The sequence below is a fragment of the Bradyrhizobium arachidis genome (assembly GCF_015291705.1).
Classification (GTDB): Bacteria; Pseudomonadota; Alphaproteobacteria; order Rhizobiales; family Xanthobacteraceae; genus Bradyrhizobium; species Bradyrhizobium arachidis.
Genome location: NZ_CP030050.1, coordinates 8,578,107 through 8,600,553 on the forward strand (window position 1 = coordinate 8,578,107; position 22,447 = coordinate 8,600,553).

The 22,447-nt window shown below is 64.5% G+C and carries 24 protein-coding genes; 11 read left to right on the top strand and 13 right to left on the bottom strand.

Features of this window, described 5'->3' with window-relative positions:
- Positions 1-161: 161 nt before the first annotated feature.
- From WN72_RS40455 to WN72_RS40465, 3 genes are all read right to left on the bottom strand, one after another.
- Positions 162-863 carry a hypothetical protein gene (locus tag WN72_RS40455; protein WP_027563868.1) on the bottom strand — a complete coding sequence of 234 codons (702 nt, stop codon included), beginning with the start codon at positions 861-863 and terminating at the stop codon, positions 162-164.
- Between the two features lie 217 nt (positions 864-1,080).
- On the bottom strand, positions 1,081-1,758 hold the full coding sequence (locus WN72_RS40460; protein WP_027563867.1) for a hypothetical protein: 678 nt from the start codon (positions 1,756-1,758) through the stop codon (positions 1,081-1,083).
- Between the two features lie 196 nt (positions 1,759-1,954).
- A complete protein-coding gene (locus WN72_RS40465) occupies positions 1,955-2,854 on the bottom strand; it encodes a LysR family transcriptional regulator (RefSeq protein WP_092220617.1) in 900 nt (299 codons plus the stop codon).
- Positions 2,855-2,954: 100 nt separating this feature from the next.
- On the opposite strand from WN72_RS40465, the gene WN72_RS40470 reads away from it, so the two are divergent.
- The 4 genes from WN72_RS40470 (at position 2,955) to WN72_RS40485 (ending at position 6,282) form a co-directional block, all read left to right on the top strand.
- The gene (locus WN72_RS40470) at positions 2,955-4,160 is read left to right on the top strand and encodes an arabinose transporter (RefSeq protein WP_244554011.1); all 1,206 of its coding nucleotides are present in this window, start codon (positions 2,955-2,957) and stop codon (positions 4,158-4,160) included.
- The gene (locus WN72_RS40475; RefSeq protein ID WP_092220619.1) at positions 4,157-4,942 is read left to right on the top strand and encodes a carboxymuconolactone decarboxylase family protein; all 786 of its coding nucleotides are present in this window, start codon (positions 4,157-4,159) and stop codon (positions 4,940-4,942) included. The genes WN72_RS40470 and WN72_RS40475 overlap by 4 nt, the downstream gene beginning before the upstream one ends.
- A gap of 121 nt (positions 4,943-5,063) precedes the next feature.
- Positions 5,064-5,462: a (R)-mandelonitrile lyase gene (locus WN72_RS40480; RefSeq protein ID WP_208617525.1), complete on the top strand. Its 399-nt coding sequence runs from the start codon at positions 5,064-5,066 to the stop codon at positions 5,460-5,462.
- Positions 5,463-5,508: 46 nt separating this feature from the next.
- The gene (locus WN72_RS40485) at positions 5,509-6,282 is read left to right on the top strand and encodes an SDR family NAD(P)-dependent oxidoreductase (protein ID WP_092220623.1); all 774 of its coding nucleotides are present in this window, start codon (positions 5,509-5,511) and stop codon (positions 6,280-6,282) included.
- 203 nt (positions 6,283-6,485) lie between these two features.
- Here WN72_RS40485 and greA read toward each other — a convergent pair whose 3' ends face one another.
- The 3 genes from greA to WN72_RS40500 all read right to left on the bottom strand — a co-directional run bounded on the left by greA (position 6,486) and on the right by WN72_RS40500 (position 8,100).
- Complete coding sequence (gene greA, locus WN72_RS40490; RefSeq protein ID WP_027563862.1) at positions 6,486-6,968, bottom strand: transcription elongation factor GreA; 483 nt, start codon at positions 6,966-6,968, stop codon at positions 6,486-6,488.
- Positions 6,969-7,124: 156 nt separating this feature from the next.
- Positions 7,125-7,589 (bottom strand): hypothetical protein, encoded by a 465-nt coding sequence (locus WN72_RS40495; RefSeq protein ID WP_092220625.1) that lies wholly within the window; start codon positions 7,587-7,589, stop codon positions 7,125-7,127.
- A 136-nt stretch (positions 7,590-7,725) separates the two neighbouring features.
- On the bottom strand, positions 7,726-8,100 hold the full coding sequence (locus tag WN72_RS40500) for a hypothetical protein (protein WP_027563860.1): 375 nt from the start codon (positions 8,098-8,100) through the stop codon (positions 7,726-7,728).
- 273 nt (positions 8,101-8,373) lie between these two features.
- On the opposite strand from WN72_RS40500, the gene WN72_RS40505 reads away from it, so the two are divergent.
- Positions 8,374-8,607 (top strand): DUF3551 domain-containing protein, encoded by a 234-nt coding sequence (locus tag WN72_RS40505; RefSeq protein ID WP_027563859.1) that lies wholly within the window; start codon positions 8,374-8,376, stop codon positions 8,605-8,607.
- A gap of 45 nt (positions 8,608-8,652) precedes the next feature.
- Here WN72_RS40505 and WN72_RS40510 read toward each other — a convergent pair whose 3' ends face one another.
- Positions 8,653-8,811 carry a hypothetical protein gene (locus tag WN72_RS40510; RefSeq protein ID WP_156950915.1) on the bottom strand — a complete coding sequence of 53 codons (159 nt, stop codon included), beginning with the start codon at positions 8,809-8,811 and terminating at the stop codon, positions 8,653-8,655.
- 131 nt (positions 8,812-8,942) lie between these two features.
- On the opposite strand from WN72_RS40510, the gene WN72_RS40515 reads away from it, so the two are divergent.
- Entirely contained in the window at positions 8,943-10,484 is a 1,542-nt protein-coding gene (locus WN72_RS40515; RefSeq protein ID WP_092220627.1) for a peroxidase family protein, read from the top strand.
- 112 nt (positions 10,485-10,596) lie between these two features.
- Here WN72_RS40515 and WN72_RS40520 read toward each other — a convergent pair whose 3' ends face one another.
- Positions 10,597-10,830 carry a DUF1127 domain-containing protein gene (locus tag WN72_RS40520; protein ID WP_092220629.1) on the bottom strand — a complete coding sequence of 78 codons (234 nt, stop codon included), beginning with the start codon at positions 10,828-10,830 and terminating at the stop codon, positions 10,597-10,599.
- Between the two features lie 149 nt (positions 10,831-10,979).
- Here WN72_RS40520 and WN72_RS40525 point away from each other — a divergent pair, with 149 nt between their 5' ends.
- A complete protein-coding gene (locus WN72_RS40525; RefSeq protein WP_092220631.1) occupies positions 10,980-12,563 on the top strand; it encodes a winged helix-turn-helix domain-containing tetratricopeptide repeat protein in 1,584 nt (527 codons plus the stop codon).
- Positions 12,564-12,615: 52 nt separating this feature from the next.
- On the opposite strand, the gene WN72_RS40530 is transcribed toward WN72_RS40525, so the two are convergent.
- Together WN72_RS40530 and WN72_RS40535 are read right to left on the bottom strand one after the other, a co-directional pair.
- On the bottom strand, positions 12,616-13,134 hold the full coding sequence (locus WN72_RS40530; RefSeq protein WP_027563855.1) for a hypothetical protein: 519 nt from the start codon (positions 13,132-13,134) through the stop codon (positions 12,616-12,618).
- 38 nt (positions 13,135-13,172) lie between these two features.
- Complete coding sequence (locus WN72_RS40535) at positions 13,173-14,720, bottom strand: acetolactate synthase large subunit (protein WP_167381187.1); 1,548 nt, start codon at positions 14,718-14,720, stop codon at positions 13,173-13,175.
- 365 nt (positions 14,721-15,085) lie between these two features.
- Between WN72_RS40535 and WN72_RS40540 the strand changes: the two genes are divergently transcribed.
- The gene (locus WN72_RS40540) at positions 15,086-15,664 is read left to right on the top strand and encodes a L,D-transpeptidase (protein ID WP_027563853.1); all 579 of its coding nucleotides are present in this window, start codon (positions 15,086-15,088) and stop codon (positions 15,662-15,664) included.
- A 209-nt stretch (positions 15,665-15,873) separates the two neighbouring features.
- Positions 15,874-16,689 (top strand): DUF2927 domain-containing protein, encoded by an 816-nt coding sequence (locus tag WN72_RS40545; protein ID WP_167381188.1) that lies wholly within the window; start codon positions 15,874-15,876, stop codon positions 16,687-16,689.
- Between the two features lie 54 nt (positions 16,690-16,743).
- On the opposite strand, the gene WN72_RS40550 is transcribed toward WN72_RS40545, so the two are convergent.
- Genes WN72_RS40550 through WN72_RS40560 form a run of 3 tightly spaced genes read right to left on the bottom strand, consistent with a single transcriptional unit; the run spans position 16,744 to position 19,669 of the window.
- Positions 16,744-17,889, bottom strand: coding sequence for an alanine racemase (locus WN72_RS40550; RefSeq protein WP_244554012.1), 1,146 nt, complete (start codon positions 17,887-17,889; stop codon positions 16,744-16,746).
- Positions 17,879-18,532: a helix-turn-helix transcriptional regulator gene (locus WN72_RS40555; RefSeq protein WP_092220639.1), complete on the bottom strand. Its 654-nt coding sequence runs from the start codon at positions 18,530-18,532 to the stop codon at positions 17,879-17,881. The genes WN72_RS40550 and WN72_RS40555 overlap by 11 nt, the downstream gene beginning before the upstream one ends.
- A gap of 9 nt (positions 18,533-18,541) precedes the next feature.
- On the bottom strand, positions 18,542-19,669 hold the full coding sequence (locus WN72_RS40560) for a threonine synthase (protein WP_092220645.1): 1,128 nt from the start codon (positions 19,667-19,669) through the stop codon (positions 18,542-18,544).
- 256 nt (positions 19,670-19,925) lie between these two features.
- On the opposite strand from WN72_RS40560, the gene WN72_RS40565 reads away from it, so the two are divergent.
- Complete coding sequence (locus tag WN72_RS40565) at positions 19,926-21,182, top strand: GTP cyclohydrolase II (RefSeq protein WP_194482960.1); 1,257 nt, start codon at positions 19,926-19,928, stop codon at positions 21,180-21,182.
- A 7-nt stretch (positions 21,183-21,189) separates the two neighbouring features.
- The gene (locus WN72_RS40570; RefSeq protein ID WP_092215009.1) at positions 21,190-22,428 is read left to right on the top strand and encodes a URC4/urg3 family protein; all 1,239 of its coding nucleotides are present in this window, start codon (positions 21,190-21,192) and stop codon (positions 22,426-22,428) included.
- The last annotated feature ends 19 nt before the right edge of the window (positions 22,429-22,447 follow it).

Sequence of the window (22,447 nt, forward strand, 5' to 3'; positions counted from 1 at the left end):
TACGTATTTTCCGAATTCTGATTGACCCGTCGGGCAAAACAGGGGCATGATGGCATGATCCGAAGACGTCCGTCGGACGATCGCAGGCAAGGTCTAGCGCCATGCCATGGGCTGACGATCGGATTGCTCCGCGAGCGCGCGCTTCACATGCGAGAGGTTCTCTAGGGGTTCAAGCGTAATTCGCCCGTCGTCTTGGCAAATCGCAAGGCAACGGCAGCACCGACGAGATACGGCAGGAAATAAATCAGGATCAGTTCGCCCGTGCTTCTTTCGATTGATCCCACGATCGTCAGATATTGAGTAGCCGATTGCTTTGCGTTCGCAACGCGACTGGTCAGGTCGGCAGCGTCGGAGGCCCATCTTGCCTGCACGTCGGGAGTCACGTTTATTTTTTGGATTTGGTGCGCAGCCTTGGTCGCACGCTCGACCGCCGGCAGATTCTTGTCTTGCAATATCTGATCGAGCTCCGACCAGCTCTTTTCCAAATTCGAGTACCAGCTGCATTCGGACGCAATCTCGGCACGTCCTTTGTCGTCGACGTTCCAGGGCGTCTCGCAGATCAGTTTCCTCATGAAGTGCACGTTCTGCACCGGCACGACTGCTTCCGAGGTGAACCAGTTCGCGCCCGTCAGCGCGGCACTTTGAGCGAGCATACGACGCTGGTCCGAAGCTGCGCTAACGATGGAGAGAGCAGCAAGCGCAAGCCACGCGTAATCGACCTTTTTCAAAAACCGCGCGCCCGGCCTGGCGACATAGACATAGACGTGAAACACGACGAAAAGGACGACGAAGAACAGTATCGGATAGAGCAACGCGTTCCTGAGCGGGACGACCAGCTCCTCAATGCTCGACGTGACAGTCATGACTTCTCTCCAGATTAATTTCGGGCAATGCACCGTCGGAGAAGAAGACGAATATCACTTGAGATTGACTATTACGCAAGCATAGGCTGAAGGTTGAAAAGCGTGTCATGCGGGCGCTGGGAATCCTTCTGCGGAAAGGCTCTGGATTGCTTCGCTACGCTCGCAATGACGGAGCGAGGGGAGAGACCGCGCCGATTGGCACGCACGCCCCCAAGCCTCAACCCACCCGCTCCGGCCTCCAGGCCGTGTACAGCCCGACGAGCGTACCGATGGCGACCAGGCCTGCCGCCAGCAGCACCTGCAATTGCCCGTCGTCTGTCGCGCCGACGGACGACACTAACCTCGTCACGATGACGAACAGAATGCCCACGGCGGCCGCTGCGCCCGCGCAGAGATAGGCGAGCTCTCGCGTCAGGTTGCGGCCGAGCAGGCCGAGTGCGGTGAAATACATTGCAGAAGCGTTGGGATGAACGAACAAGGCGACGCGCGCGTAGGGACCGTAGGCGTCGAACAGGGACTCGCATCGGCTCAGGGCCGCTTTCGAGGCGACCCGCTGCAGAAACGGTCTGAAAAAGCGCGCCTGTCCGTAACTCAAGACTGCGCCCACGATGATGGCCAGCCACGCCATGATGAAAACGGAGACATCGGCAGGCTTGGGATTGAGCGCCGCGGACATCAGGATCAGGGCGGTGCCGGGAAAATAGCCGAAATACGGGAAGACCGACTCCAGCAGCACGCAGCCGAACATGAAGACCGGAAACCACCATGAACCGGTCGCGCCCTGGACGACGGCGTTCAAGTCGAAGAGCTCAGTCTTGTACAGGACAAGGTACATGCACATGGCCAATCCAGCCAGCGCATAGAACGGCAACGCTCCCGACAGAAACCGTCTCATCCAACCATCGGGCTTTGTTGCGCGGACATAGTGGAAACCATCGATATCAGGACAAGACAGCGGAAACGCATGCCCCATGCTTTAGGCGAATGCGGTCGCCCCTGTCGATAGCGCGCTTTGCCGCGCAATCCTCAAAGCAACCGGTGGAACGCAGCATCGGAGAGACGCAAGACGCGGACGAGCCGGCCGCGCGGTTCTACTTGCCGCGGTATCGCAGCGCCTCCACCAGCAATGAGAACGCCGGAGAAGGCTGGCGCCGGCTGGCATAGTAGAGATGGTATCCCGAGAACGGCGGACACCAATCCGAGAGCACGCGGGCGAGACGACCCTGGGACAAATAAGGCTGCACGTGTCCCTCGGTGAGATAGGCGAGGCCCAATCCCTTCAGCGCCCCCTCCAACAAAAGCCCTGCGCTGTTGAACACCAGCTGGCCCTCGACCCGCACGTTGAGCTCCCGCCCGTTCTTTTCAAACTCCCACGCATAGAGGCTGCCGCCATGCGTCGGCAGGCGCAGATTGAGGCAATTGTGCTGGGTCAGATCCTGCGGCGTCTTCGGCCGCTTGCGCTCGGCGAAGTAGGAAGGCGATCCGACCACCGCCATCCTGAGATCGGGGCTGACACGCACGGCGATCATGTCCTTGGCGACGAGCTCGCCCGGACGGATGCCGGCATCGACCTGCTGTGCGACGATATTGGTGAGGCCGTAATCGACGATGATCTCGACATGGATGTCGGGGTATTTCGGCAGGAGCCTTCCCAGCGCCGGCAGCAGGATTTCGCTGGCGGCATATTCCGTCGCCGTCAGCCTGATAGTTCCTGCAGGCTTTTCGCGAAACTCGCTGAGTGCAGCAAGGTCGCTGTCCATCTCGGTGAACTTGGGGCCGATGCTCTGGAACAGCCGCTCGCCGGCCTGGGTCGGCGTGACGCTTCGCGTCGTGCGATTGAGCAGCCGGACACCCAGCCGCTCTTCCAGATTGCGGATAATCTGGCTCAGCGCAGACTGCGTCATGCCGAGCTTCGCAGCGGCGCGCGTGAAGTTGCGCTCCCGCGCCACGGCGAGGAACGCAAGAAGGTCGCTCGCGTCGTCCCGATGCATTGATTAGCACTCCTAATAAGCGCATTCGAAATCTATCATCTAACCGGGGATCGGCGAAGGCCCTAGGTTCGGAGCAGCCATCAGGAGCTCCGAAACCAGCATGCCGGTCACGACCATGCAGCCCGCTGCTCCGCTTCGCGTCACCGCGACGTTGCTGCCGATCATGGCGGTGGTCTTCCTCGCCTTCCTCGTCATCGGCGTGGCGATGCCGGTGCTGCCGCTCCACGTCCACGACGGATTGGGGTTCGGCACGTTCGTGGTCGGCCTCGTCGCCGGCAGCCAGTTCGCGGCATCCCTGGTCTCGCGGCCGTGGGCCGGTCACTTCTCGGATCGACGCGGGGCGAAGCGCGGCGTCGTCGCCGGCCTCGTCGCGGCCGCGGCGTCCGGGCTGTTGTACCTGCTCTCGCTTGGCTTCACCGAGGCTCCGCTGGCCTCGGTGACCATTCTGCTGCTCGGCCGCGGCCTGCTCGGCGGCGCCGAGAGCTTCATCATCACCGCCGCAGTCAGCTGGGGGCTGGCACTCGTCGACAGCGGCAACACCGGCAAGGTCATCGCCTGGGTCGGCTCGGCGATGTTCGCGGCCTTTGCCATCGGTGCGCCCGCAGGCGCCGCGCTCTACGCCGCCTACGGCTTTGCGGCGATCGCGATCGCGACGGCAGCGGCGCCGCTGCTGGCGCTGCTGTTCGTTGCCCAGCTTCCAACGGTGGCACCGGTGCAGCAGGTGCGCGTGCCGTTCGCAAAAGTGCTCGGCGCCGTATGGGTGCCGGGCTTGGGATCCGCGCTCGGCAGCGTCGGCTTCGGCGCGGTGACGACGTTCGTCGCTTTGCTGTTTGCCAGCCGCGGATGGGCCAATGGCTGGCTTGCCTACACGGCCTATGCCGTCGCCTTCATCCTCGCGCGCGTCTTCTTCAGTCATCTGGCCGATGCGGTCGGCGGCGCAAGGGTTGCACTTGTCTGTGCCTTGATCGAAGCCGCCGGGCAGGCCCTGATCTGGCTGGCGACCCGACCCGAGATGGCGCTGGCCGGCGCCGCACTGACCGGCTTCGGCTTCTCGCTGATCTATCCCGGCTTTGGCGTCGAGGCGGTGCGCCGCGTGCCGGCGCAGAATCGCGGCCTCGCCATGGGCGCCTACACCGCCTTTCTCGACCTCGCCCAGGGGATCGCCAGCCCCGCGCTCGGATTGATCGCAACAGGCGCGAGGCTGAACCTCCTGTTTCTCGCGAGCGCCCTCACCGTGCTCTGCGCCGCGCTGGTCGCCTGGTGGCTGCTCGCGCACCCGCTCACCGTCGAAGGACATCAACAATGAGAACGCTCGCACCCACCCTGTTGTCGATTTGGCTGGTCGCCGGCGGCCCCGCCGCCGCGGACCCAACAGCCGTCAAAGGAGCAAATCCCATGACGATATCGGAAGACATCCGCGCCGTTGCGCCAGCGCTCGAAGGCTACGCGCAAAAATTCGTCATCGGCGATCTCTGGAAGCGACCTGGACTCTCGCCGCGAGACCGCAGCATCGTCACGGTCGCGGCGTTGATCGCGCGCGACCAGACGGTCGAGCTGCCGCACTATCTGGCACTTGCGCTCGACAACGGCGTGAAGCCGGCGGAGATCTCGGAGATCATCACGCATCTGGCGTTCTACACCGGCTGGGCCAATGCGATGGATGCGATCCCGGCGGCGAAGGAGGTCTTCAAGAGCCGCAACATCGGAACCGATCAGCTTCCGCCGGCCTCGGGGCCGCAACTGCCGCTCGACGAAGCCGCGGAGAAGCAGCGGGCGAGCCGTGTCGGCGAGCAGTTCGGGCAGATCACGCCAAGCCTCGTGCAGTACACCACCGACGTGCTGTTCCGCGATCTCTGGCTAAGGCCCGCGCTGGCGCCACGCGACCGCAGCCTCGTCACCGTGAGCGCGCTCATCGCGACCGGTCAGGTCGCGCAGATCACCTACCATCTGAACCGCGCGATGGACAACGGGTTGACCCGCGAGGAAGCCGGCGAGGTGCTCGGTCATCTCGCCTTCTATGCCGGCTGGCCCAATGCGTTCTCTGCAGCGCCTGTTATCAAGGACGTCATCGAAAAGCGGCCGCGATGAGCGGAGACGTGAGGTGATCACACGACGGAACGTGCTCATTGTCGGGAGCGCCGCCGCCACGATCGGATTTCGCCGGACGCAGACGCGGGCGTCGGAGGCACACAAGGAGGCTCATATGGACATCGACATCAAGCGCAACGGATCGCGCCCTTCCCAAAAGGACCCACAGGACTGGTTCACCGGAACGGTGCGGATCGATCCGCTGTTCCAGGCGCCTGATCCGGCCCGGGTGGGCGCGGGCCAGGTCACCTTCGAGCCGGGTGCCCGCACTGCCTGGCACACACATCCGCTCGGGCAGACGCTCATCGTCACCGCGGGACTGGGCTGGGTGCAGCGCGAGGGCGGAGCCATCGAGGAGATCCGGCCCGGCGACGTCGTGTGGTTTCCGCCGGGACTAAAGCACTGGCACGGCGCGTCACCGACGACGGCGATGACCCATATCGCCATCCAGGAATCCCTGGGCGGCAAGAACGTGGAGTGGATGGAGAAAGTGAGCGACGAACAGTATCGGAAGCCGTGAGCGCGCGTTGTAGAGTGCGTGCAGAAACCTTTTCGAGGAGCAGCGCATGGCGACCATCTTCATCACCGGCAGCACCGACGGCCTCGGCCGGGCGGCGGCGCAATCGCTCGCCGATCAGGGTCACCGCGTGCTGCTGCACGCGCGATCGGCGGGTCGCACCGGCGCGATCGGTGAGCTCGCATCGCGCTCTGCCGGGATCGTGGTCGGCGATCTCGCGCGGGCCGCAGACGTGAGGAGCATCGCAGACCAGGTCAACGCGATCGGACGGATGGATGCGATCATCCACAATGCCGGCGTCTACACGCGGCCGGGCCGTGGCGCGACGCCGGGGGGCCATGCCGAAACGCTGGCCATCAATACGCTTGCACCGTACATGCTGACCGCTTTGATCGAACGGCCCGGCCGATTGGTGTATCTCAGCAGCGGATTGCACCGGGGTGGCGAGGGCTCGCTCGATGATCTCGACTGGAAAAAGCGGGCGTGGGATTCGGCCAAGGCCTATGCCGAGAGCAAGCTGCACGTCGTCGCACTGGCCTTCACGCTGGCAAGACGCTGGCCCAAGGTCCTGAGCAACGCCGTCGATCCCGGCTGGGTCCGCACCAAGATGGGCGGCGCGGCCGCGCCGGTCGATCTCGACACCGGGCAACGGACCCAGGCCTGGCTGGCGGTGAGCGAGGATCCCGCTGCTCTGGTCAGCGGGCGCTATTGGCATCATCTCGCGCAGCAGCAGCCGGCCAGCGAGGCCGCCGATCCGGAGTTTCAGGACGAGCTCATCGAGAAGTTAGGCAGGCTGACGGGGGTTGAATTGCCGCAGGTCTAGAGCGGAATGGCTTCAGGTTGAAGCGCGCTTAGTTCACGCAGCACGTCATGCCCGGGCTTGTCCCGGGCATCCACGTTCTTTGTGCCACTCGGCGAGGCGTGGATGGCCGGGACAAGCCCGGCCATGACGTTGTGGAAACTTCAGTGCCCCAAGTTCTTGGGTCATACGCGATAACCCTGCCACGAAAATATGCCCACCACGCGCTACGCGATCGACAGGATCTCGATCTCCTGCGCGCCCGAACCCACGACGTCGCCGACCGCCTTTCCCATCAGCGATCTCGCGACCGGCGCGACGAACGAGATCGATCCGGCCTTGGGATCGGCTTCGTCCTCGCCGACGATGCGATAGGTCTGCACGCGGCCGTCAGTGCGGCTGAAGGTCACGGTGCTGCCGAAGGCGACCGTATCTGATGACTCGGGCTTCGCGACAATTTGCGCCGTGCGCAGCCTCTCGGTGAGATAGCGAACGTCGCGCAACGGCACCGCCGACTGCCGGCGCTTCTCGTTGACGTCGTCGATGGCCTGCGCAGTCTCATAGGCCTCGCGCGCTTCGCCGAGCTGCTGCTGCAACGCCTGCAAGCCGGCTTCCGTCACGAGATTGGGATGCGGCGAGATCGGGCGATCCGGGAGCAGCGTCTCGGACGCGGTCTCGGCGCTTTCTTCCTTGGTAAAGGCGACGCTCAATTCAAGAATCCTGTCGACTTGTCTGGCTGATTGCGGCGCGTTTGCCGCGGGCGATTTGCCTGACGAGAGTCCCGTTCCGATGGAACGGGTCTCTCGCTTCTTTGGTCCGGCGCGTTTTCTTCGCGCGAACCGGAATCTACTCCGCTTGAAAACGCTTTATATCTCAAGTGCGACGAAACGACGGAGCTTGAAGACGAGATCCGGCATGGCCTGGCGGAACCGCGTCGCGTTCTGGAAGCTGGTCGAGAACGGCGCGAAGGTGATCATGGCGTTCCAGTGGCGGTAGCCGTAGACCGTGACAGAGGCGCCGGTTGCCGGAAAGTCTTCCAGCTTGCGCAGCTCGCCGAGCACGAGCTCGGCGATCCCTTCCGCCGGCAGCAATTGCCTGCCGTCCGCGGTCCTCGTGATTTTCGGGGGCGGCGCGGCCGGCGCGGGTGCATCCTCTCGCTTAACCGGGCTTGCTTCGGGGACGATTGCGGCAACCGCATCAAATCCGTTCGACGGCGCGGTCGGCGGAACCTCCGCGAGCGGCGGTGGCGCGACGCTGTCCGCGCGCTTGTTGCCTCCCAGGATGCTGCTGATCATGGCCACAAGGCCAGCATCCTTGACGTCGTCGCTCATTACTCCCCCCGGGCTTCGGCCTACTCTAGCACCGCTCGGACAGGCCGCCACAAGGGATGTATCGCCCGATTCCGGCCGGCGGGACCAGTGCTACGGCGGCGCGACGCCAAGTCGCGCTGCGCCGCCGTACGATGGATCACCGCTTATCGAACGGAATATATTGCTGGTACTGCTTGGGCACCGAGCTGCGATAGCGCGCCGGAACCGTGCCGCTGTCGATCGAATGATCGATTTCCTGCTGCCGCGTCATCTTCTTCTTCGCCGGCTTCTTCGAGGCGCTCTTCTTGGAGTCGGATGGCTGGCTGGAGGTGTCGGTGGTCGTGGCCGGCGTTGTTGTTGCCGCCGCGGGCGCTGTCGTTGTCGCCGCGGGCGCTGTCGTCGCCGCCGGCGCAGCGGTGGTCGCGGGCGCTGCGGTTTCACCTGCGGCCGGCGCGTTCTGCGCCAGCGCGAGCGGTGTTTGCGCAAGAAGCGCCAGCGCTGCTGTCGCAGCCAGCAAATATGACCTTTGCATCAAAGCCTCCAAAATGTCCTGATCCGAACGAGACGAAGCAGCGGCCTCCCTGGATCGACGCATGCAGGTCCGCCCAGGATAGGCGCGAAGCCGGCCGCCAAACTGTGGCCGAGATCACATTGCTGACCGCGGCTCACGCCGCATCATAGACCCATGTCGAACGCAGTGCCCACTGCGCAGACCAAGACGGGCACGACAAAGTGTCGGCCAAGGCCGGGAACACGCAGATGCAGTTTGCGGTTCCTCATTCACTCGTTCTCGAAGGAGTTTGAAATGCGTCGCACCATCCTTACCCTCGCATCGTTTGCAGCGCTGATCGCCGCGACTTTCCCGGCGGCCCAGGCTCACGCCGCAAACGACCGGTATTGCCTGCAAGGCCGCATGTGGGGCTATCCCGGCAACTGCCAGTTCGCGAGCTATCAGCAGTGCCAGGCCAGCGCATCCGGCACGTCGGCCTATTGCGGCATCAATCCGCGCTACGCGTACTCGCAGCAGCGCTATTACTGACGACATTGCGGCGGCGTGCGCTCGAGGCGCGCGCCGCCACAATCTTCACGTGAAGACTTTCTGCCTCGCCGACACTCCGGCGAACTCGCGCGCGCAAAGCCGCTTGCGCCCGTCGATGACGAGAATGTTATCCGTCATCGCTTCGGGATAAATTTGCAAAGCACGGCCGCAGCTTGCGCGCAGCGCCCTCCCCCGGAACAGCATCGATATCGCGAACTGTGTGAAGCGACCGCTTGTGGCGCAAGAATCCCTGATCTAGCGTCGCCTGCATATTCTGTAGCGAACAACTTTAACTTTAGTCTTTTTCGGTGTGACTTTTCAGGGAGGAATTTGAAATGAGCAGCCGCCACGCAATTCTTCCGCGCGGATTGAACAATATCCGCTCGCCGCTGTCGCAAGGCCGCTTCGGCCGCATGTTCCGCAAGCCCAGCCTCACCCCGGCCCAATTCGGAGCCACCGAACCCGACAATATCGCCAACCTGTCGGCGCTCGCCGACAGGATGATCGGCAGCTTCGATGCGCCGAAAGACTCGCCGGACGCGGAAGAGAGCGGCATTCCCGCGCTCTACACCTATTTCAGCCAGTTCGTCGATCACGACATCACCTTCGATCCGGTCAGCTCGCTGACCAAGCAGCAGGATCCGGACGGACTGGTCGATTTCCGCACGCCCTCGTTCGATCTGGACAATCTCTACGGCCGCGGCCCGAACGACCAGCCCTACATGTATGACGGCATCAAGTTCCTGCTCGGCGAGAAGCTGACCGGTGCGGGCGTCGACGACGCCAACGACCTGCCGCGCTTCAAGGGCCGCGCGCTGATCGGCGATCCCCGCAACGACGAGAACAGCATCGTCTCGCAGTTCCAGGGCCTGATGCTGCGCTTTCACAACCGCATGGTCGACGACAACGACAGCCTGACGTTCGAGGAGGTGCAGCAGCGCGTCCGCTTCCACTATCAATATGTCGTGCTGAACGACTTCCTGCCGCGCATCGTCCACGCCGACGTTCTGAACGCGCTGAAGACCGCAGGCAGCTACGACCGCAGCAAGCTCGCCCACTATCACTGGCACAATTACCCGTTCATGCCGGTGGAGTTCTCCGTCGCCGCCTACCGGCTCGGGCATTCCATGATTCGCCCGGGCTACCGGCTCAACGACGCGGACAACATGCTGCTGCAGATCTTCCCCGACCCCAACAATCCCGACAAGAACGCGCTGACCGGCTTCCGCGCCATGGGCCCGGGACGCGCCATCGACTGGGGCCGCTTCATCGACATCGACACGCGCCCCTTTGGGGACGAGAACGACGAGAGCAATCCCGACAACAAGCGGCGGCTTCAGTTCGCCTATCGCATCGACACCTCGCTGGTCGATCCGCTGCGCAAGCTGCCGCCGGAAGTCGCCTCCAATCCGGCCTCGCTGGCGCTGCGCAATCTCGAGCGCGGCTGGCGGCTCGGCCTGCCCTCCGGCCAGGCCATCGCCAGGGCGATGCAGCTGAACCCGCTGAACGACGATCAGATCATCATCGGCAAGGCCGTCGACGAGCCCGAGGAGGGCGATCCGCAGACTCCGATCGCGACCATCGCGAACGGCGTGTTTGCCGACAACTGCCCGCTCTGGACCTATATCCTGGCCGAGGCCCGGCACTTCAAGGCCGACGTCCCAATTCCCGTCACCGGCGGACCCGGCACCGTCAAGACGCCGCAGCTCGGCCCCGTGGGTGGCCGCATCGTCGCCGAAGTCTTCCTCGGCTTGATGTTCGGCGACAGTTCCTCCGTGCTGTCGCTCGACCCGCAATGGGCGCCGGTAACCGGACCCGGCTTCGCGCTGAAGGACCTCGTCAACTACGCGCTGGGAGAGGGCGATCCGCTGCACTGAGCTTGCGACGAACGATGAAAGGCCGCTCGCGTCACGCGGGCGGCCTTGTCCTGTACTCGGATAGGTGAACCGCGCCCCGAGGCCGCGTCAGTACAACCAGAGCGCATTCCGGTTAGAAGCCGCGTGGGTCGATCGAAGGATCAGCTCGAACGAGATACTCGATCTCGCCCCTCGCAACCCCGATGTCCCGGAGCTCCAGATCGCTCAGGTCGTCCAACGTCGCGCGCAAGGTCTGGCGAATACACCAAGCACAATAAGCGTCGAAATACCTCTTGAGTAAGTTTGGGGATCGCCGCGTCGACACGGGCGTCTGCGCCGATCCCGCCGCAGTATAAATCGTGCTCATCGCTCTCTCCCGGGAGATGACTACCCACCGGGCGACCTTGCCAAGGCAGATCGGAGCGCGCTTGACGCCGGGCTCACATTTTCCTCACCAGCGGCTTATTTTTCGCGTTGCATCCTATGCTACATTCCTGATGCCAGACGGGAGGGATCTTGCGCTATCTCTTCGAGGGCCATGCCTTGGACACCGACCGGCGCGAGCTTCGTCGCGGACCGGATGCGTTGCTCGTGGCGCCGCAAGTATTTGACCTACTCGCGTACCTGATAGGTCACCGGGAACGCGTCGTCAGCAAGGATGAGCTGATCAGTGCGATCTGGAACGGACGCGCGGTATCCGATGCCGCGCTCACGACCCGTTTGAATGCCGTACGAAGCGCCATCGGCGACAGCGGTGAACAACAGCGTCTCATCAAGACACTGCCGCGCAAAGGTTTCCGCTTCGTCGGCGTCGTGCGGGAAGAATGGCAGGGAAGCCCGATCGAGCAGGCCGCTTCGACGACGTATCCTGGAGAGACGGAGGAGACGCCGTCTTCAGCCCCTCGCCTTTCAATCGTTGTGCTGCCGTTCGCCAATCTCAGCGAAGATCCCGAGCGAGAATATTTCGTTGATGGTGTGACCGAGAGCTTGACCACGGATTTGTCGCGCATCTCCGGCTCGTTCGTCATCGGCCGACATACCGCATTCACGTACAAGGGCAAAGCGATCGATCTCAAGCAGATTGGCCGCGAGCTGAATGTTCGGTACGTGCTAGAGGGTTCCATGCAGGGAGCCGGCGATCGACTTCGCGTAAACGTCCAGCTCGTGGACGCGGAAACCAGCGCGCATCTGTGGGCCGACCGCTTCGACAAACTCGTCGCCGATCTTTTTGATATGCAAGACGAGATCGTATCGCGCCTCGCCAACACGCTGGACGCCCAACTCACTGAACAAGAGGCTCGGCGATCAGAACGATCTCCGCATCCCAATTCGATGGACTTGTATTTCCGAGGCAAAGCTTTGTTGCACAAGGGGTGGACGTCGGAAGGCGTGCCACAGGCGCGCGCGATGTTTGAACGGGCGTTGACCCTTGACCCCAAGAATGTCGACGCGATGGTGTGGATGGCTGGCGTCGATCTGATACTTGGAGTGAGCTACTTGGATGACGCCACGAGCGAGCATTTCGCAGTGGCCGAGGCGACATCAATAAGGGCGCTGTCCCTTGCGCCCAACCATGCCTATGCGCACTTGATTTTGGGCTGCGCACTAATATGCACGAACCGCGCGGTTCAGGGCATCGCGGAATTCGAGAGAGCGTTGGCACTGGATCGCAATTTGGCTGAAGCGCACGCGCAGACTGGCAGCGCTAAGTTGTATATGGGTCGCGGAGCTGAGACTGAGGCCCATATCAACGAAGCACTTCGCCTCTCTCCTCGCGATATCTTCGCCCATCGCTGGTTCATGATAACCGGCTTTGCCAAGATGCAGGTTGACGCGGATGCTGAAGCGGTCCGGTGGTTCCGCCGCAGCATCGAAGCCAACCGAAATGATGTCAACGCGCATTTTGGGCTGGCCGCCGCGCTCGCGCTACTTGGCTCACTGAATGAGGCGAAAGCCGCTGCAAAGGCGCTATTTGCGCTCGTCCCAGACTTCACCATCCGCCGTTTCCGGAACGGCGCTTGCAGTGATAACCCTGTTTACCTCGCCAAACGCGAGCGCGTCTATCAAGGCATGCGGCTGGCGGGAGTGCCGGAGGGCTGATGTCCGAGAAGGGTCACAATCGGGCGCTGTTGGGCCAAGATCAACACACGCACTAGCGCGCCGCCCCAAGACCGCTCTCGCCAAGCCGCGTCGCGAACCAGCGCGACAGCGGCTGCTCGACGAGGCCGCCGACATAGACCTCCGACGTCGTCACCCCGCGCCTGTCCAGCACCAGCAGCACGCCGATCCAATAGGCGAACCAGATATGCGCATCGGTCATCGCCATCAGCTTGTGCTGGTCGTGATCGAGCGGGGTGTGGTTGCTCGCCTTGCGGATCTCCACAGCGAGCAGGTTGTTCGGGATCTCGCGCTGATGCACCACGACGTCGGGATAGATCGACTTGCCGAGATGATCGTCGGTCGAGATGATGGTGCCGTGCGGCAGATGCAGCGTGCGCTCGCCGAGCCGGTCGTAATTGCAGTCGACCGCCCAGCCCGAGAACTGCCGCTCCAGGTAAACGGCGAAGCGATGCGTGATCGCACGCTCGCCGATGTCCTTCTCGAACAAAAATGCTTCGTGCGCGTAGAAGTCCCGGAGCGCCGCGATCACCTTGTTCAGCTCGGCCTGCATCGTGCCTCCGGGCCCTCGGCGCTCTCGGTTGGTGCGCCCTACATCTGCACTTCGATCAGCCGCGGCCCGGGCTCGGCGACGGCCTCCGCCAGCGCCTTGTTGAACTCGTCGGCATTGGTGACGGCGCGGCCGGGCACGCCCATGCCCTTGGCCAGCGCGACGAAATCGAGCGTCGGGCGGTCGAGGCGGAGCATATCGTTGGCGCGCTGGCCGGGCTCGCCGGCGCCGACATTGTCGAACTCGCCGCGCAGGATCTGGTAGATACGGTTGGCGAACACGATGGTGACGATGTTGAGGTTCTCGCGCGCCTGCGTCCACAGCGACTGGATCGTGTACATCGCGCTGCCGTCGCCGACCATGGTGATCACCTTGCGGTCCGGGCAGGCAATCGCGGCACCGATCGACAGCGGCGTCGAGAAGCCGATCGAGCCGCCCATGTTCTGGAGCCAGTCGTGCGGCGCCGCCGCCGCTGTCGGCGGGAAAAAGCCGCGGCCGGTGGTGAGCGATTCGTCGACCATGATCGCATTCTCGGGGATGGCGCAGGCGATCGCCTGCGCGATCGTGGCGAAGGTCAGCGCGCCGGTCGGCTTGACCAGCTCGGCCAACGCCTGCGGCTTGACGTCCTTGGCGCTCGCCTTGACGGCGCCGGCCAGCGCTTCGAGCGCTGCGACCGAATTCTCGCCCCAGGAGGTCATGCGATGCACCTCGCAGCCCTGGGGCTTGAGCATGCTCGGCTTGTTCGGATAGGCGAAGAACGCCACGGGATCGTCGGATTCGACCAGCACGATGTGGCGGAACTTCTCCAGCATCGGCAGCGCGTTCTCGATCACGTAATGGATGCGGTCGATCGAGAAGCGGCCGCGGCCGCGCGCCATCTTCGGGCGGAAGGTCGGACCCATCACGGTGCAGCCGGTCTTGCCGGCGATGCGCTCGGCCAGCGCCAGGCCCTGCTCGCTCAGCGCGCTGCCGGTCATCAGCAAGAGCGTGCCTTCGCCGTCCCCGTGCAAGATCTTCGCGGCCCGCTCGACCGCCTGCGGCGAATAGCTCGCGCGCTGCTGCTCGGCCGGCACCTCGGCGATGCCGTCGGCCTCGTTCCAGGCGGTGTCGGCGGGCAGGATCAGGGTCGCGATCTGCGGCGGGGCGCTTTTCGCAGCCGCAATGGCCGCGGCGCCGTCGGCGGCGACCGATTTGGAATCCGGGGAGGTGCGGACCCAGGACGACATCGGCCGGGCCAGGCCCTCGATGTCGGAGGTCAGCGGCGCATTGTAGCCGATGTGGTAGACGGCGTGCTGGCCGACGATGTTGACGATGCCGGAATTGGCCTTCTTGGCGTTGTGCAGATTGGCAAGGCCGTTGGCGAGGCCCGGGCCGAGATGCAGCAGGGTAGAGGCCGGCGTGCCCTTCATGCGGAAATAGCCGTCGGCGGCGCCCGTCACCACGCCCTCGAACAGGCCGAGCACGCAGCGCATGCCGGGAACGCGGTCGAGCGCCGCGACAAAATGCATCTCGGAGGTGCCCGGGTTGGTGAAGCAGACGTCCACCCCGCCCTTGACCATCGTCCGCACCAGGCTTTCCGCACCGTTCATTCTGTCTGCTCCCGCAACCGGCGATTTCCAGTGATCCCTGCGATCAATCATTGTTCGCGCGTGCCGTCAAAGCAAGAGCGGCCATTGCGGCCCTGCCCCGCGCGGCAATACGCGGGCTTGGCTAACGCCCCGTTCCGATGGAATCGGAACGGGGCGTTAGAGTCTTGTTTTGACGCGTTTTCTTGATGCGAACCGGTATCCACTTCGCTTGAAAACGCTCTCATGCTTTCCGGCAAACTGGCGGGGTTGCCGATTTGGTAACGCCAATCGTTAAGCATGGCGCCCCTCACGGGGCCGTGGCTTGCGAAAAGCCCGCAAATATGGACTCTGACCTTTGTTGAAGAGATTTTTTGCTGGGGGTACCAATGATCCGGTTTTTCGCCGCGCCGATTGCCGCCATCGCACTGCTGACCGCCACCGCGGCAGGCGCGTTCGCCGAAGAGTTCGACTCGCGCGATATCATGGGCGGCGGCCCGAACTTCTTTCGCGGCGGCTCCAGCCCGATCCCCCGCACCACCGTCATGTATAACGGCAACTATGCCCCCGGCACGATCGTGGTGAACACGGCCGAGCGCCGGCTCTATCTGGTGCTCCAGAACGGCCAGGCGCTCCGCTACGGTATCGGCGTCGGCCGCGACGGCTTCCGCTGGGGCGGGGTGCACAGGATCACCGCCAAGAAGGAATGGCCGGCTTGGACGCCGCCCTCGCAGATGCTGGCCCGCCGCCCCGACCTGCCGCGCCACATGAAGGGCGGCATCGAGAACCCGCTCGGCGCGCGCGCGATGTATCTCGGCTCGACGCTGTACCGCATCCACGGCTCCAACGAGCCGGAGACGATCGGCCAGGCGGTGTCCTCGGGCTGCTTCCGCATGACCAACGACGACGTCACCGACCTCTACGGCCGCGTCTCGGTCGGCACCACCGTGGTCGTGCTGAACAACTAAGCCGGGCGGGCGAGCTTCCGTAGGGTGGGCAAAGGCGCACTTGCGCTGTGCCCACCAACTGTCTGCAGATTGGATAAAGGTGGTGGGCACGCTTCGCTTTGCCCACCCTACGCAGCTGCGCGTGGATAATGAGCCACAGCAGGAACCCGCCTGACGCGTGCATTTGCGGTCTTGTGCGCGCGCGGCGAATACGGCAGCGTTGCGCGACGATGAGCGCATTCAACCAGCCCTCGGCTGCCGTCCGCCTCGCCCTGCTGGCGTTTGCTGCACTCACATCCGTGCCTGACACCGCTACCATCGCCGCCGCGGGCGAACTGCCCGCGATCGCCTCACGTCAGCGCAGCGAGAAGAAGAGTTTTACCGACGGCGAGATCGTCGAAGGTTTCCTTAAGACGGCGTTCGGCGCCGAATACCACCTCGCCGGCCGCGTCGACCGCATCCGCAAGTTCGACGGGCCGGTGCGCGTCTACGCCGAGAGCGACCGCGCCGACCGCAAGGCGCAGCTCGCAAAAGTCGTCGCTGACATCGGCAAGCGCGTGCAGCATCTCGACATCGTCATGACCGCCACCAGTGAAGCTGCGAACGTGCGGGTCAAGCTCGTGCGCGACCGCGATCTCTTCCGCACCATCGCGACCTTCTATGGCGTGGACAAGGCGCGCGAGATCCGCACCTCGCTCGATCCGCAATGCCTGTCCGGCTTCCGCAAGAACGACAATTTCGAAATCGAGCACTCCGACGTCATCCTCACCGTCGACAATGGCGACTTCACCTTCCTCGACTGCGCCTATGAGGAGCTGCTGCAATCGCTCGGCCCGATCAACGACACCACGAGCGTGCCCTGGACCATGTTCAACGACAACGTCTCGATGGGCTATTTCGACGTCTACGACCAGTACATCCTCAATCTGCTCTACGACCCCCGCATCAAGGCCGGCATGACCGTGCCGGAGGTCAAGGCCGTGCTGCCGCAAGTGCTCGCGGACGTGCGCGCCTGGGTGAAGCAGGTGAATGATCTGAAGGAGTGAGCTCTTACCCTCCCCTGGAGGGTAAGCGCGCCTCCTCCAAACGTCAGGCCTGTCCTACCACCCATTGATCCGCGGCCAGACCGCGCTGACGCCGCCTTCACCATCCAGCACCTGATAGCGATCATATTGCGCGCCGGTCGCGCAGGCGTGGTTGGTGAGGATGCGGACGCGGGAGCCGATGGGCAGGTCGGGCAGCGCGGCATTCGAGCCCTTGCGCAAGCCGATGATGCCGTGCTCCTGGTTGGCATCGGTGACGATGAGCTCCGGGTACGGTTTTCCAGCGAGATCGCAGACCATGCCATAACCCTGGTCGAGCGCCTGTTTCGCCGTGCTGCGGTCGCGCGACAGCGCCATCCAGCCGGCGTCGACGATGATCCAGCCCTTCGCCTTCTGGTGACCGATCACGGTGGCAAGCACGGAGAGCACGAGGTCGCCCATCGCCACGGAGCTGACGCCGGCCTGATAAAGGTCGCCGAACATGAAGACGCCGGCGCGCACTTCAGTGACGCCAGTGAGGTCGCGCACATAGCGCGCGGTCGGTGTCGCGCCGACGCTGACGACGGGACAGGGCAGACCTGCGCTGCGCAACGCGTTGGCCGCAGTCACGGCAGCGATGTGTTCCGCTTCCGCCGCATCCGCGATGGCTGCCGGATCGTCCAGTGCGTAGCTGTCACCGGCGTGCAGCAGCACGCCGCGCAAGGTCGCGCCACCCGAGACCAGGCGCTTGCCGATCGCGATCAGCGTTGCCGCATCGGTCGGCGCGACACCGGAGCGATGGCCATCCGCGTCGACCTCGATCAGCGCCGGAACCGAATCGTCGCTGCTCGCGGCATGCGCGGCCACGGCCTCGGCTTGTTCGATGCTATCGAGGATCACGGCGAGATCGGCACCGGTCGCGCGGATGGCAGAGACGCGCGCGAGCTTCGCGGGCGCGATGCCGACGGCGTAGATCATGTCGCGGACGCCGCCGGCCGCGAAATATTCGGCCTCGCGCAGCGTCGAGACCGTTGCCGGCCCCGTGGCCGAGGTCATCGCGATACGCGCGACGTCCAGTGATTTTGCGGTCTTCAGATGCGGGCGGAAGGCCACGCCGAGACCGGCGAGGTGCGCCTTCATCCGCGCGACATTGGCGCGAAGCCGCTGCTCGTCGAGCAGCAGGCAGGGCGTTTGCAGGTTCGACAGGTCGGTATCACCTTGCATCGGCATACACCGTGGCGCGCGACACTCCGAGATGGGCCGCAATGATGTCCGAGGATCGACGTACCTGCATGCAGCCGGCGTCGCGCAATTCGCGCAGCAGCGCGCGGCGATCTTCAGTGTTGAGCGCGCGGGGCGTGGTGGCGCGCCGCGCGGCGAACTGGTCGATATGGGCACGGATGGCGTCCGCGCCGATGGGGCTCAGGGACTCGCCCGGGTTGTTGTTGGCATCGACGCTGACGAACTGGCCGATGGCGCTCTGCAAGCCCTGGAACAGTGTCAGGTCGACGTTGAGGCAGAGCGCAGCAACGTAAGAACCATCCGCACCCTTGATACCAATGGAGGTGCTCTTGGCCTGCCGTCCGTCGGCAAAGCTGTTGGCGTAGTTCGAAATCACCTGCGCATAATCAGGGTCGGCGATGCGGGCAAGGCCAAGCTCGGTTGCGGGCTGGCCGACCTTGCGTCCCGACAGATTGTTGTGAATGGCGACGATCGCCTGTCTGGGGTCGGTGAGATCGTGCAGCACGACCTCGCAGAACGGGGCCAGGGTCTCTCCCAATCCTAGCGCGATCTGCTGCAACTGATCGAACAGCAGTTTTCGCTCGGCTGCGGACTTGCTCGGGGCTGCTGATTTGCTGCGGCTCATCGCCCGGCCCTACTGCACGAGATCGGCAACGGTGGTCGCGGCCTTGAGGCCCGTGCCTGTGAGCACCGCGACCGTGGTCTCGTTCGTCCTGATCGATCCGGCAGCAGAGAGCTTTTCCAATGCGGCGGCCGCGCTGGCGCTGGTCGGCTCGGCGAACAGACCCTGCCGTGCAAGACGCCGCAGGGCAGCGACGATCTCGTCCTCGGTGAGCGCGATGGTGCCCCCGCCGCTCTCGCGCAAGGCGGCGATGATCTCGCGCAGACGCAGCGGGTTCTTGATCGCGGTGCCCTCTGCAATGGTCTTGTTCACCTCGCGCGCGACGGGCGTATCGACGCCGGCCTTGAAGCTCGCATCGATCGGCGAGCAATTCAGCGGCTGCGCCGCAAACAGGCGCGGCAGCTTTGTAATCTGGCCGGCCTTCAAAAGCTCGCGGAAGCCGAAGGCGCAGCCGAGCAGGCTGCTGCCGGCGCCGACGGGGACGATGACGTTATCGGGCGCGCGGAAGCCGAGGTCTTCCCAGATCTCATAGGCCAGCGATTTGGTGCCCTCGAGAAAGAACGGCTGCCAGTTGTGGCTGGCATAAAACGTCTGGCTCGACTGGCGGATGGCCTCGGCTTCCGACTCTTCACGGGGCCCCTCGACGAGTTGCACCGCAGCGCCATAGGCGCGCACCTGCGCGATCTTCGCCGGCGATGTCGAGGCCGGCGCCAGAATCTTCACGCGCATGCCGCCGGCGGCACCGAGCCCGGCCATCGACGAGCCGCCATTGCCGGAGGAGTCCTCCAGGATCGCGTCGACGCCGATCTGCCGCAGGAAGGACAGCATCACCGCCGAGCCGCGGTCCTTGAAGCTGCCGGTCGGGTTGAACCATTCGAGCTTGAAGAACGGGCGCAGATCGCCCCAATCCTGCTGAACCAGCGGCGTGCAGCCTTCGCCGAGCGTGACAGGCTTTCCGATCTCGACGGGCAGCGCTGCCCTGTAGCGCCAGAGCGACCGCGTGCCGCTGTCGATGTCCTCGCGCGAGATCCCTGCCCCCGGCGTCACCAGCAGCGGCGTGCGCTCGTCCGAGCACCAGCGCGGCTGGTCCAGCGGATAGAGCTGTCCGGTGCGGGGGTCGATGTAGCTGGCGGCAGGCATGGTGGTCTCCGGGCGGTATTGATCCATACAATATGTCTAATTATATACGTTTTGTCCAGATCAGAGGCAGCTTGGGCCGCCGATGACGGGAATTTGGCCGCAAACGGCCCGCCCCGACGGTACGATTAACTTGTCTGTCGTGGCTCGCCGCTACAATATGTTGGATTGAGCTTGCGTCGTCGGTGCTCCGCATGGGCGATGCAGGTGAGCCAGGCCCGTCCAAGCGGCGGGCCGTTGGCTTTTTGGGAGCCTGGACATGAGCCGCGCGAACCGTACCGAGCATATCCGCCTGACCTCCCATCCGGAGCCGGGCAAGAAAGCCGCCTATCCGATCCATTGGGGTGCCGCAGATGCGCGCGCCCGCGGGCCGATCATCGGCACGGTGTCGCGCGCCGGAGATCGCAACGTGATCGGCAGCCATGGCGGCTCCTACGCGATGTACCGCGCGCTCGCGGTGTCCGCCGGCGCGCTCGATCCCATCAAGCGCCCCGATCTCACCAACACCTTCCCGGCCGCGACCATCGGCCCGTTCGAGCAATGGCGCGATCCCGCAAAGATCGTCGCACTCGACCCGTGGGGGCATCTCGTCGCCGAGAATTTCGGCAAGGACATCGCCGAGGGCGTCGATATCCGCCCGAGCATCGCGGTGACGCGCGCGCGGCTCGATCTGCCGGAGATCCGCGAGGCGCTGGCCGCAAAGCGGCTGCGCGCCGACGGCGAGGTCGTGCACGCCAATGGCAGCGTCTCGGTGGTGAAGATCGCAATCGATCCGGTCTGGTACCTGCCCGGCCTTGCGACGCGGTTCGGCACCAACGAGACCGAGCTGCGGCGCACGCTGTTTGAGCAGACCGCCGGCATGTTCCCCGAGCTTGTCACCCGGCCGGACCTGAAGGTGTTCTTGCCGCCGATCGGCGGTACCACCGTCTACATGTTCGGCGATGTGACAAAACTGCCGGACCATCGCACCAAGATCACCTGCCGCGTGCATGACGAGTGCAACGGCTCCGACGTGTTCGGCTCGGACATCTGCACCTGCCGGCCCTATCTGATCCACGGCATCGAGGAATCCGCGCGCGGCGCGCAGGAGGGCGGGCTCGGGCTCGTCGTCTACAACCGCAAAGAAGGCCGCGCGCTCGGCGAGGTCACCAAATTCCTGGTCTACAATGCGCGCAAGCGGCAGGAGGATGGCGATGCGGCCGCAGCCTATTTCGAGCGCACCGAATGCGTCGCCGGCGTCCAGGACGCACGCTTCCAGCAGCTGATGCCGGACACGATCCACTGGCTGGGCCTGAAGCGCATCGACCGCTTCCTGTCGATGAGCGACATGAAGTACGACGCGCTGACCTCGCAGGGCATCGACATCGTCGAGCGCGTGCCGATCCCGCCCGAGCTGATCCCGGCCGACGCTCATGTCGAGATCGCCGCCAAAAAGGCCGCCGGCTATTACTCGACCGACATCGCGCCGGAGAAGGACGTGGACGGCGTGGTCGGGCGTTCGCTGGAAAAATACTGATCGCACGATGGCGGACGCTTTGGAACGACAGGCACGCTCGCTGCTCACCGCGACAGCGGTGCGCGCGCGGGCCGGCAAAATGCTCGAGATCGGCCTTGCCGGCGGGCTCAACCATTTCACGATCGATCTCGACCGCATGGACGGCGTTGCGGAGGCGGTGCTTGCGGTGACGCGAAAAGCCTATCCGACGCTGGACATTCCCTTCCATGCGCGCTGGCGGCATTTCGTGCTTGGCGGCGCCGATCGCTGGGCGCGGCTCGCCGATGCGGCATCATGGCCGGATCGCGCGGCACGGGCGCGCGCCGAGTTCGATCTCGCCATCGTCAGCGTGCTGCTCGATGCCGGCGCGGGCGCTGCGTGGCGCTATCGTGACGCGGTGACCGGCGAGAGCATCGGGCGATCCGAGGGGCTCGCGTTCGCGAGCCTCGACATGTTTGCGGCCGGACTCTTCTCCGGCAATGCCAGCGCGCCGTTCAGGGCCGATGCGGGCGCGCTGGCGCAACTTCCGCTCCCGGCACTCACGTCGGCCTTTCAGGTGAACGATGCCAATCCGCTGCTTGGGCTTGAGGGACGGACCGATCTGCTGCGGCGTCTGGGCAAGCTGGTTGCCGAGCGTGCGGACATTTTCGGCCTGCAAGACACGCCGCGGCCCGGCGGCCTGTTTGATCACATCGTGGCGCAGGCTGTGGGCGGCGCGATTCCAGCACCTGCAATCCTCTCCGCGGTGCTGAACCAGCTCGGGCCGATCTGGCCGTCGCGGCTCGAGCTCGCCGGCGTCCCGCTCGGCGATTGCTGGCGCCATCCCGCGCTTAGGACTGATGACGCGACCGCGGGCCTCGTGCCGCTGCACAAGCTGTCGCAATGGCTGAGCTATTCGCTGATCGAGCCGCTCCAGCGCGCGGGATTTAATGTCACCGACATCGACGGCCTGACCGGGCTTGCCGAGTACCGCAATGGCGGCCTGTTCGTCGATCACGGGGTGTTGCGCCTGCGCGACGCTGCCGATGCCGAGCGTGCGCATGCGGTGGATTCGCTGCTCGTGGTCGAGTGGCGCGCGCTGACCGTCGCGTTGCTCGACCGGCTCGCCGAATTGGTTCGCGCAAAACTTGGCCGCCCGCCCGAGACCTTGCCGCTCGCCAGCATTCTGGAAGGCGGCAGCTGGGCCGCGGGCCGGGCCATCGCGTTTGCGCGCCGCCCAGATGGTTCGCCGCCGCTCAAGGTGATCAGCGACGGCACGGTTTTCTGACCCTTATTGTCGCTCACGC

What these genes read in the sequence shown, in the direction of transcription:
- WN72_RS40455 (WP_027563868.1), bottom strand. Translation starts at nt 863, where the DNA reads ATGACTGTCACGTCGAGCATTGAGGAGCTGGTCGTCCCGCTCAGGAAC.
- WN72_RS40460 (WP_027563867.1), bottom strand. Translation starts at nt 1,758, where the DNA reads ATGAGACGGTTTCTGTCGGGAGCGTTGCCGTTCTATGCGCTGGCTGGA.
- WN72_RS40465 (WP_092220617.1), bottom strand. Translation starts at nt 2,854, where the DNA reads ATGCATCGGGACGACGCGAGCGACCTTCTTGCGTTCCTCGCCGTGGCG.
- WN72_RS40470 (WP_244554011.1), top strand. Translation starts at nt 2,955, where the DNA reads ATGCCGGTCACGACCATGCAGCCCGCTGCTCCGCTTCGCGTCACCGCG.
- WN72_RS40475 (WP_092220619.1), top strand. Translation starts at nt 4,157, where the DNA reads ATGAGAACGCTCGCACCCACCCTGTTGTCGATTTGGCTGGTCGCCGGC.
- WN72_RS40485 (WP_092220623.1), top strand. Translation starts at nt 5,509, where the DNA reads ATGGCGACCATCTTCATCACCGGCAGCACCGACGGCCTCGGCCGGGCG.
- WN72_RS40495 (WP_092220625.1), bottom strand. Translation starts at nt 7,589, where the DNA reads ATGAGCGACGACGTCAAGGATGCTGGCCTTGTGGCCATGATCAGCAGC.
- WN72_RS40500 (WP_027563860.1), bottom strand. Translation starts at nt 8,100, where the DNA reads ATGCAAAGGTCATATTTGCTGGCTGCGACAGCAGCGCTGGCGCTTCTT.
- WN72_RS40505 (WP_027563859.1), top strand. Translation starts at nt 8,374, where the DNA reads ATGCGTCGCACCATCCTTACCCTCGCATCGTTTGCAGCGCTGATCGCC.
- WN72_RS40510 (WP_156950915.1), bottom strand. Translation starts at nt 8,811, where the DNA reads ATGCTGTTCCGGGGGAGGGCGCTGCGCGCAAGCTGCGGCCGTGCTTTG.
- WN72_RS40515 (WP_092220627.1), top strand. Translation starts at nt 8,943, where the DNA reads ATGAGCAGCCGCCACGCAATTCTTCCGCGCGGATTGAACAATATCCGC.
- WN72_RS40520 (WP_092220629.1), bottom strand. Translation starts at nt 10,830, where the DNA reads ATGAGCACGATTTATACTGCGGCGGGATCGGCGCAGACGCCCGTGTCG.
- WN72_RS40530 (WP_027563855.1), bottom strand. Translation starts at nt 13,134, where the DNA reads ATGCAGGCCGAGCTGAACAAGGTGATCGCGGCGCTCCGGGACTTCTAC.
- WN72_RS40535 (WP_167381187.1), bottom strand. Translation starts at nt 14,720, where the DNA reads ATGAACGGTGCGGAAAGCCTGGTGCGGACGATGGTCAAGGGCGGGGTG.
- WN72_RS40540 (WP_027563853.1), top strand. Translation starts at nt 15,086, where the DNA reads ATGATCCGGTTTTTCGCCGCGCCGATTGCCGCCATCGCACTGCTGACC.
- WN72_RS40545 (WP_167381188.1), top strand. Translation starts at nt 15,874, where the DNA reads ATGAGCGCATTCAACCAGCCCTCGGCTGCCGTCCGCCTCGCCCTGCTG.
- WN72_RS40550 (WP_244554012.1), bottom strand. Translation starts at nt 17,889, where the DNA reads ATGCAAGGTGATACCGACCTGTCGAACCTGCAAACGCCCTGCCTGCTG.
- WN72_RS40555 (WP_092220639.1), bottom strand. Translation starts at nt 18,532, where the DNA reads ATGAGCCGCAGCAAATCAGCAGCCCCGAGCAAGTCCGCAGCCGAGCGA.
- WN72_RS40560 (WP_092220645.1), bottom strand. Translation starts at nt 19,669, where the DNA reads ATGCCTGCCGCCAGCTACATCGACCCCCGCACCGGACAGCTCTATCCG.
- WN72_RS40565 (WP_194482960.1), top strand. Translation starts at nt 19,926, where the DNA reads ATGAGCCGCGCGAACCGTACCGAGCATATCCGCCTGACCTCCCATCCG.
- WN72_RS40570 (WP_092215009.1), top strand. Translation starts at nt 21,190, where the DNA reads ATGGCGGACGCTTTGGAACGACAGGCACGCTCGCTGCTCACCGCGACA.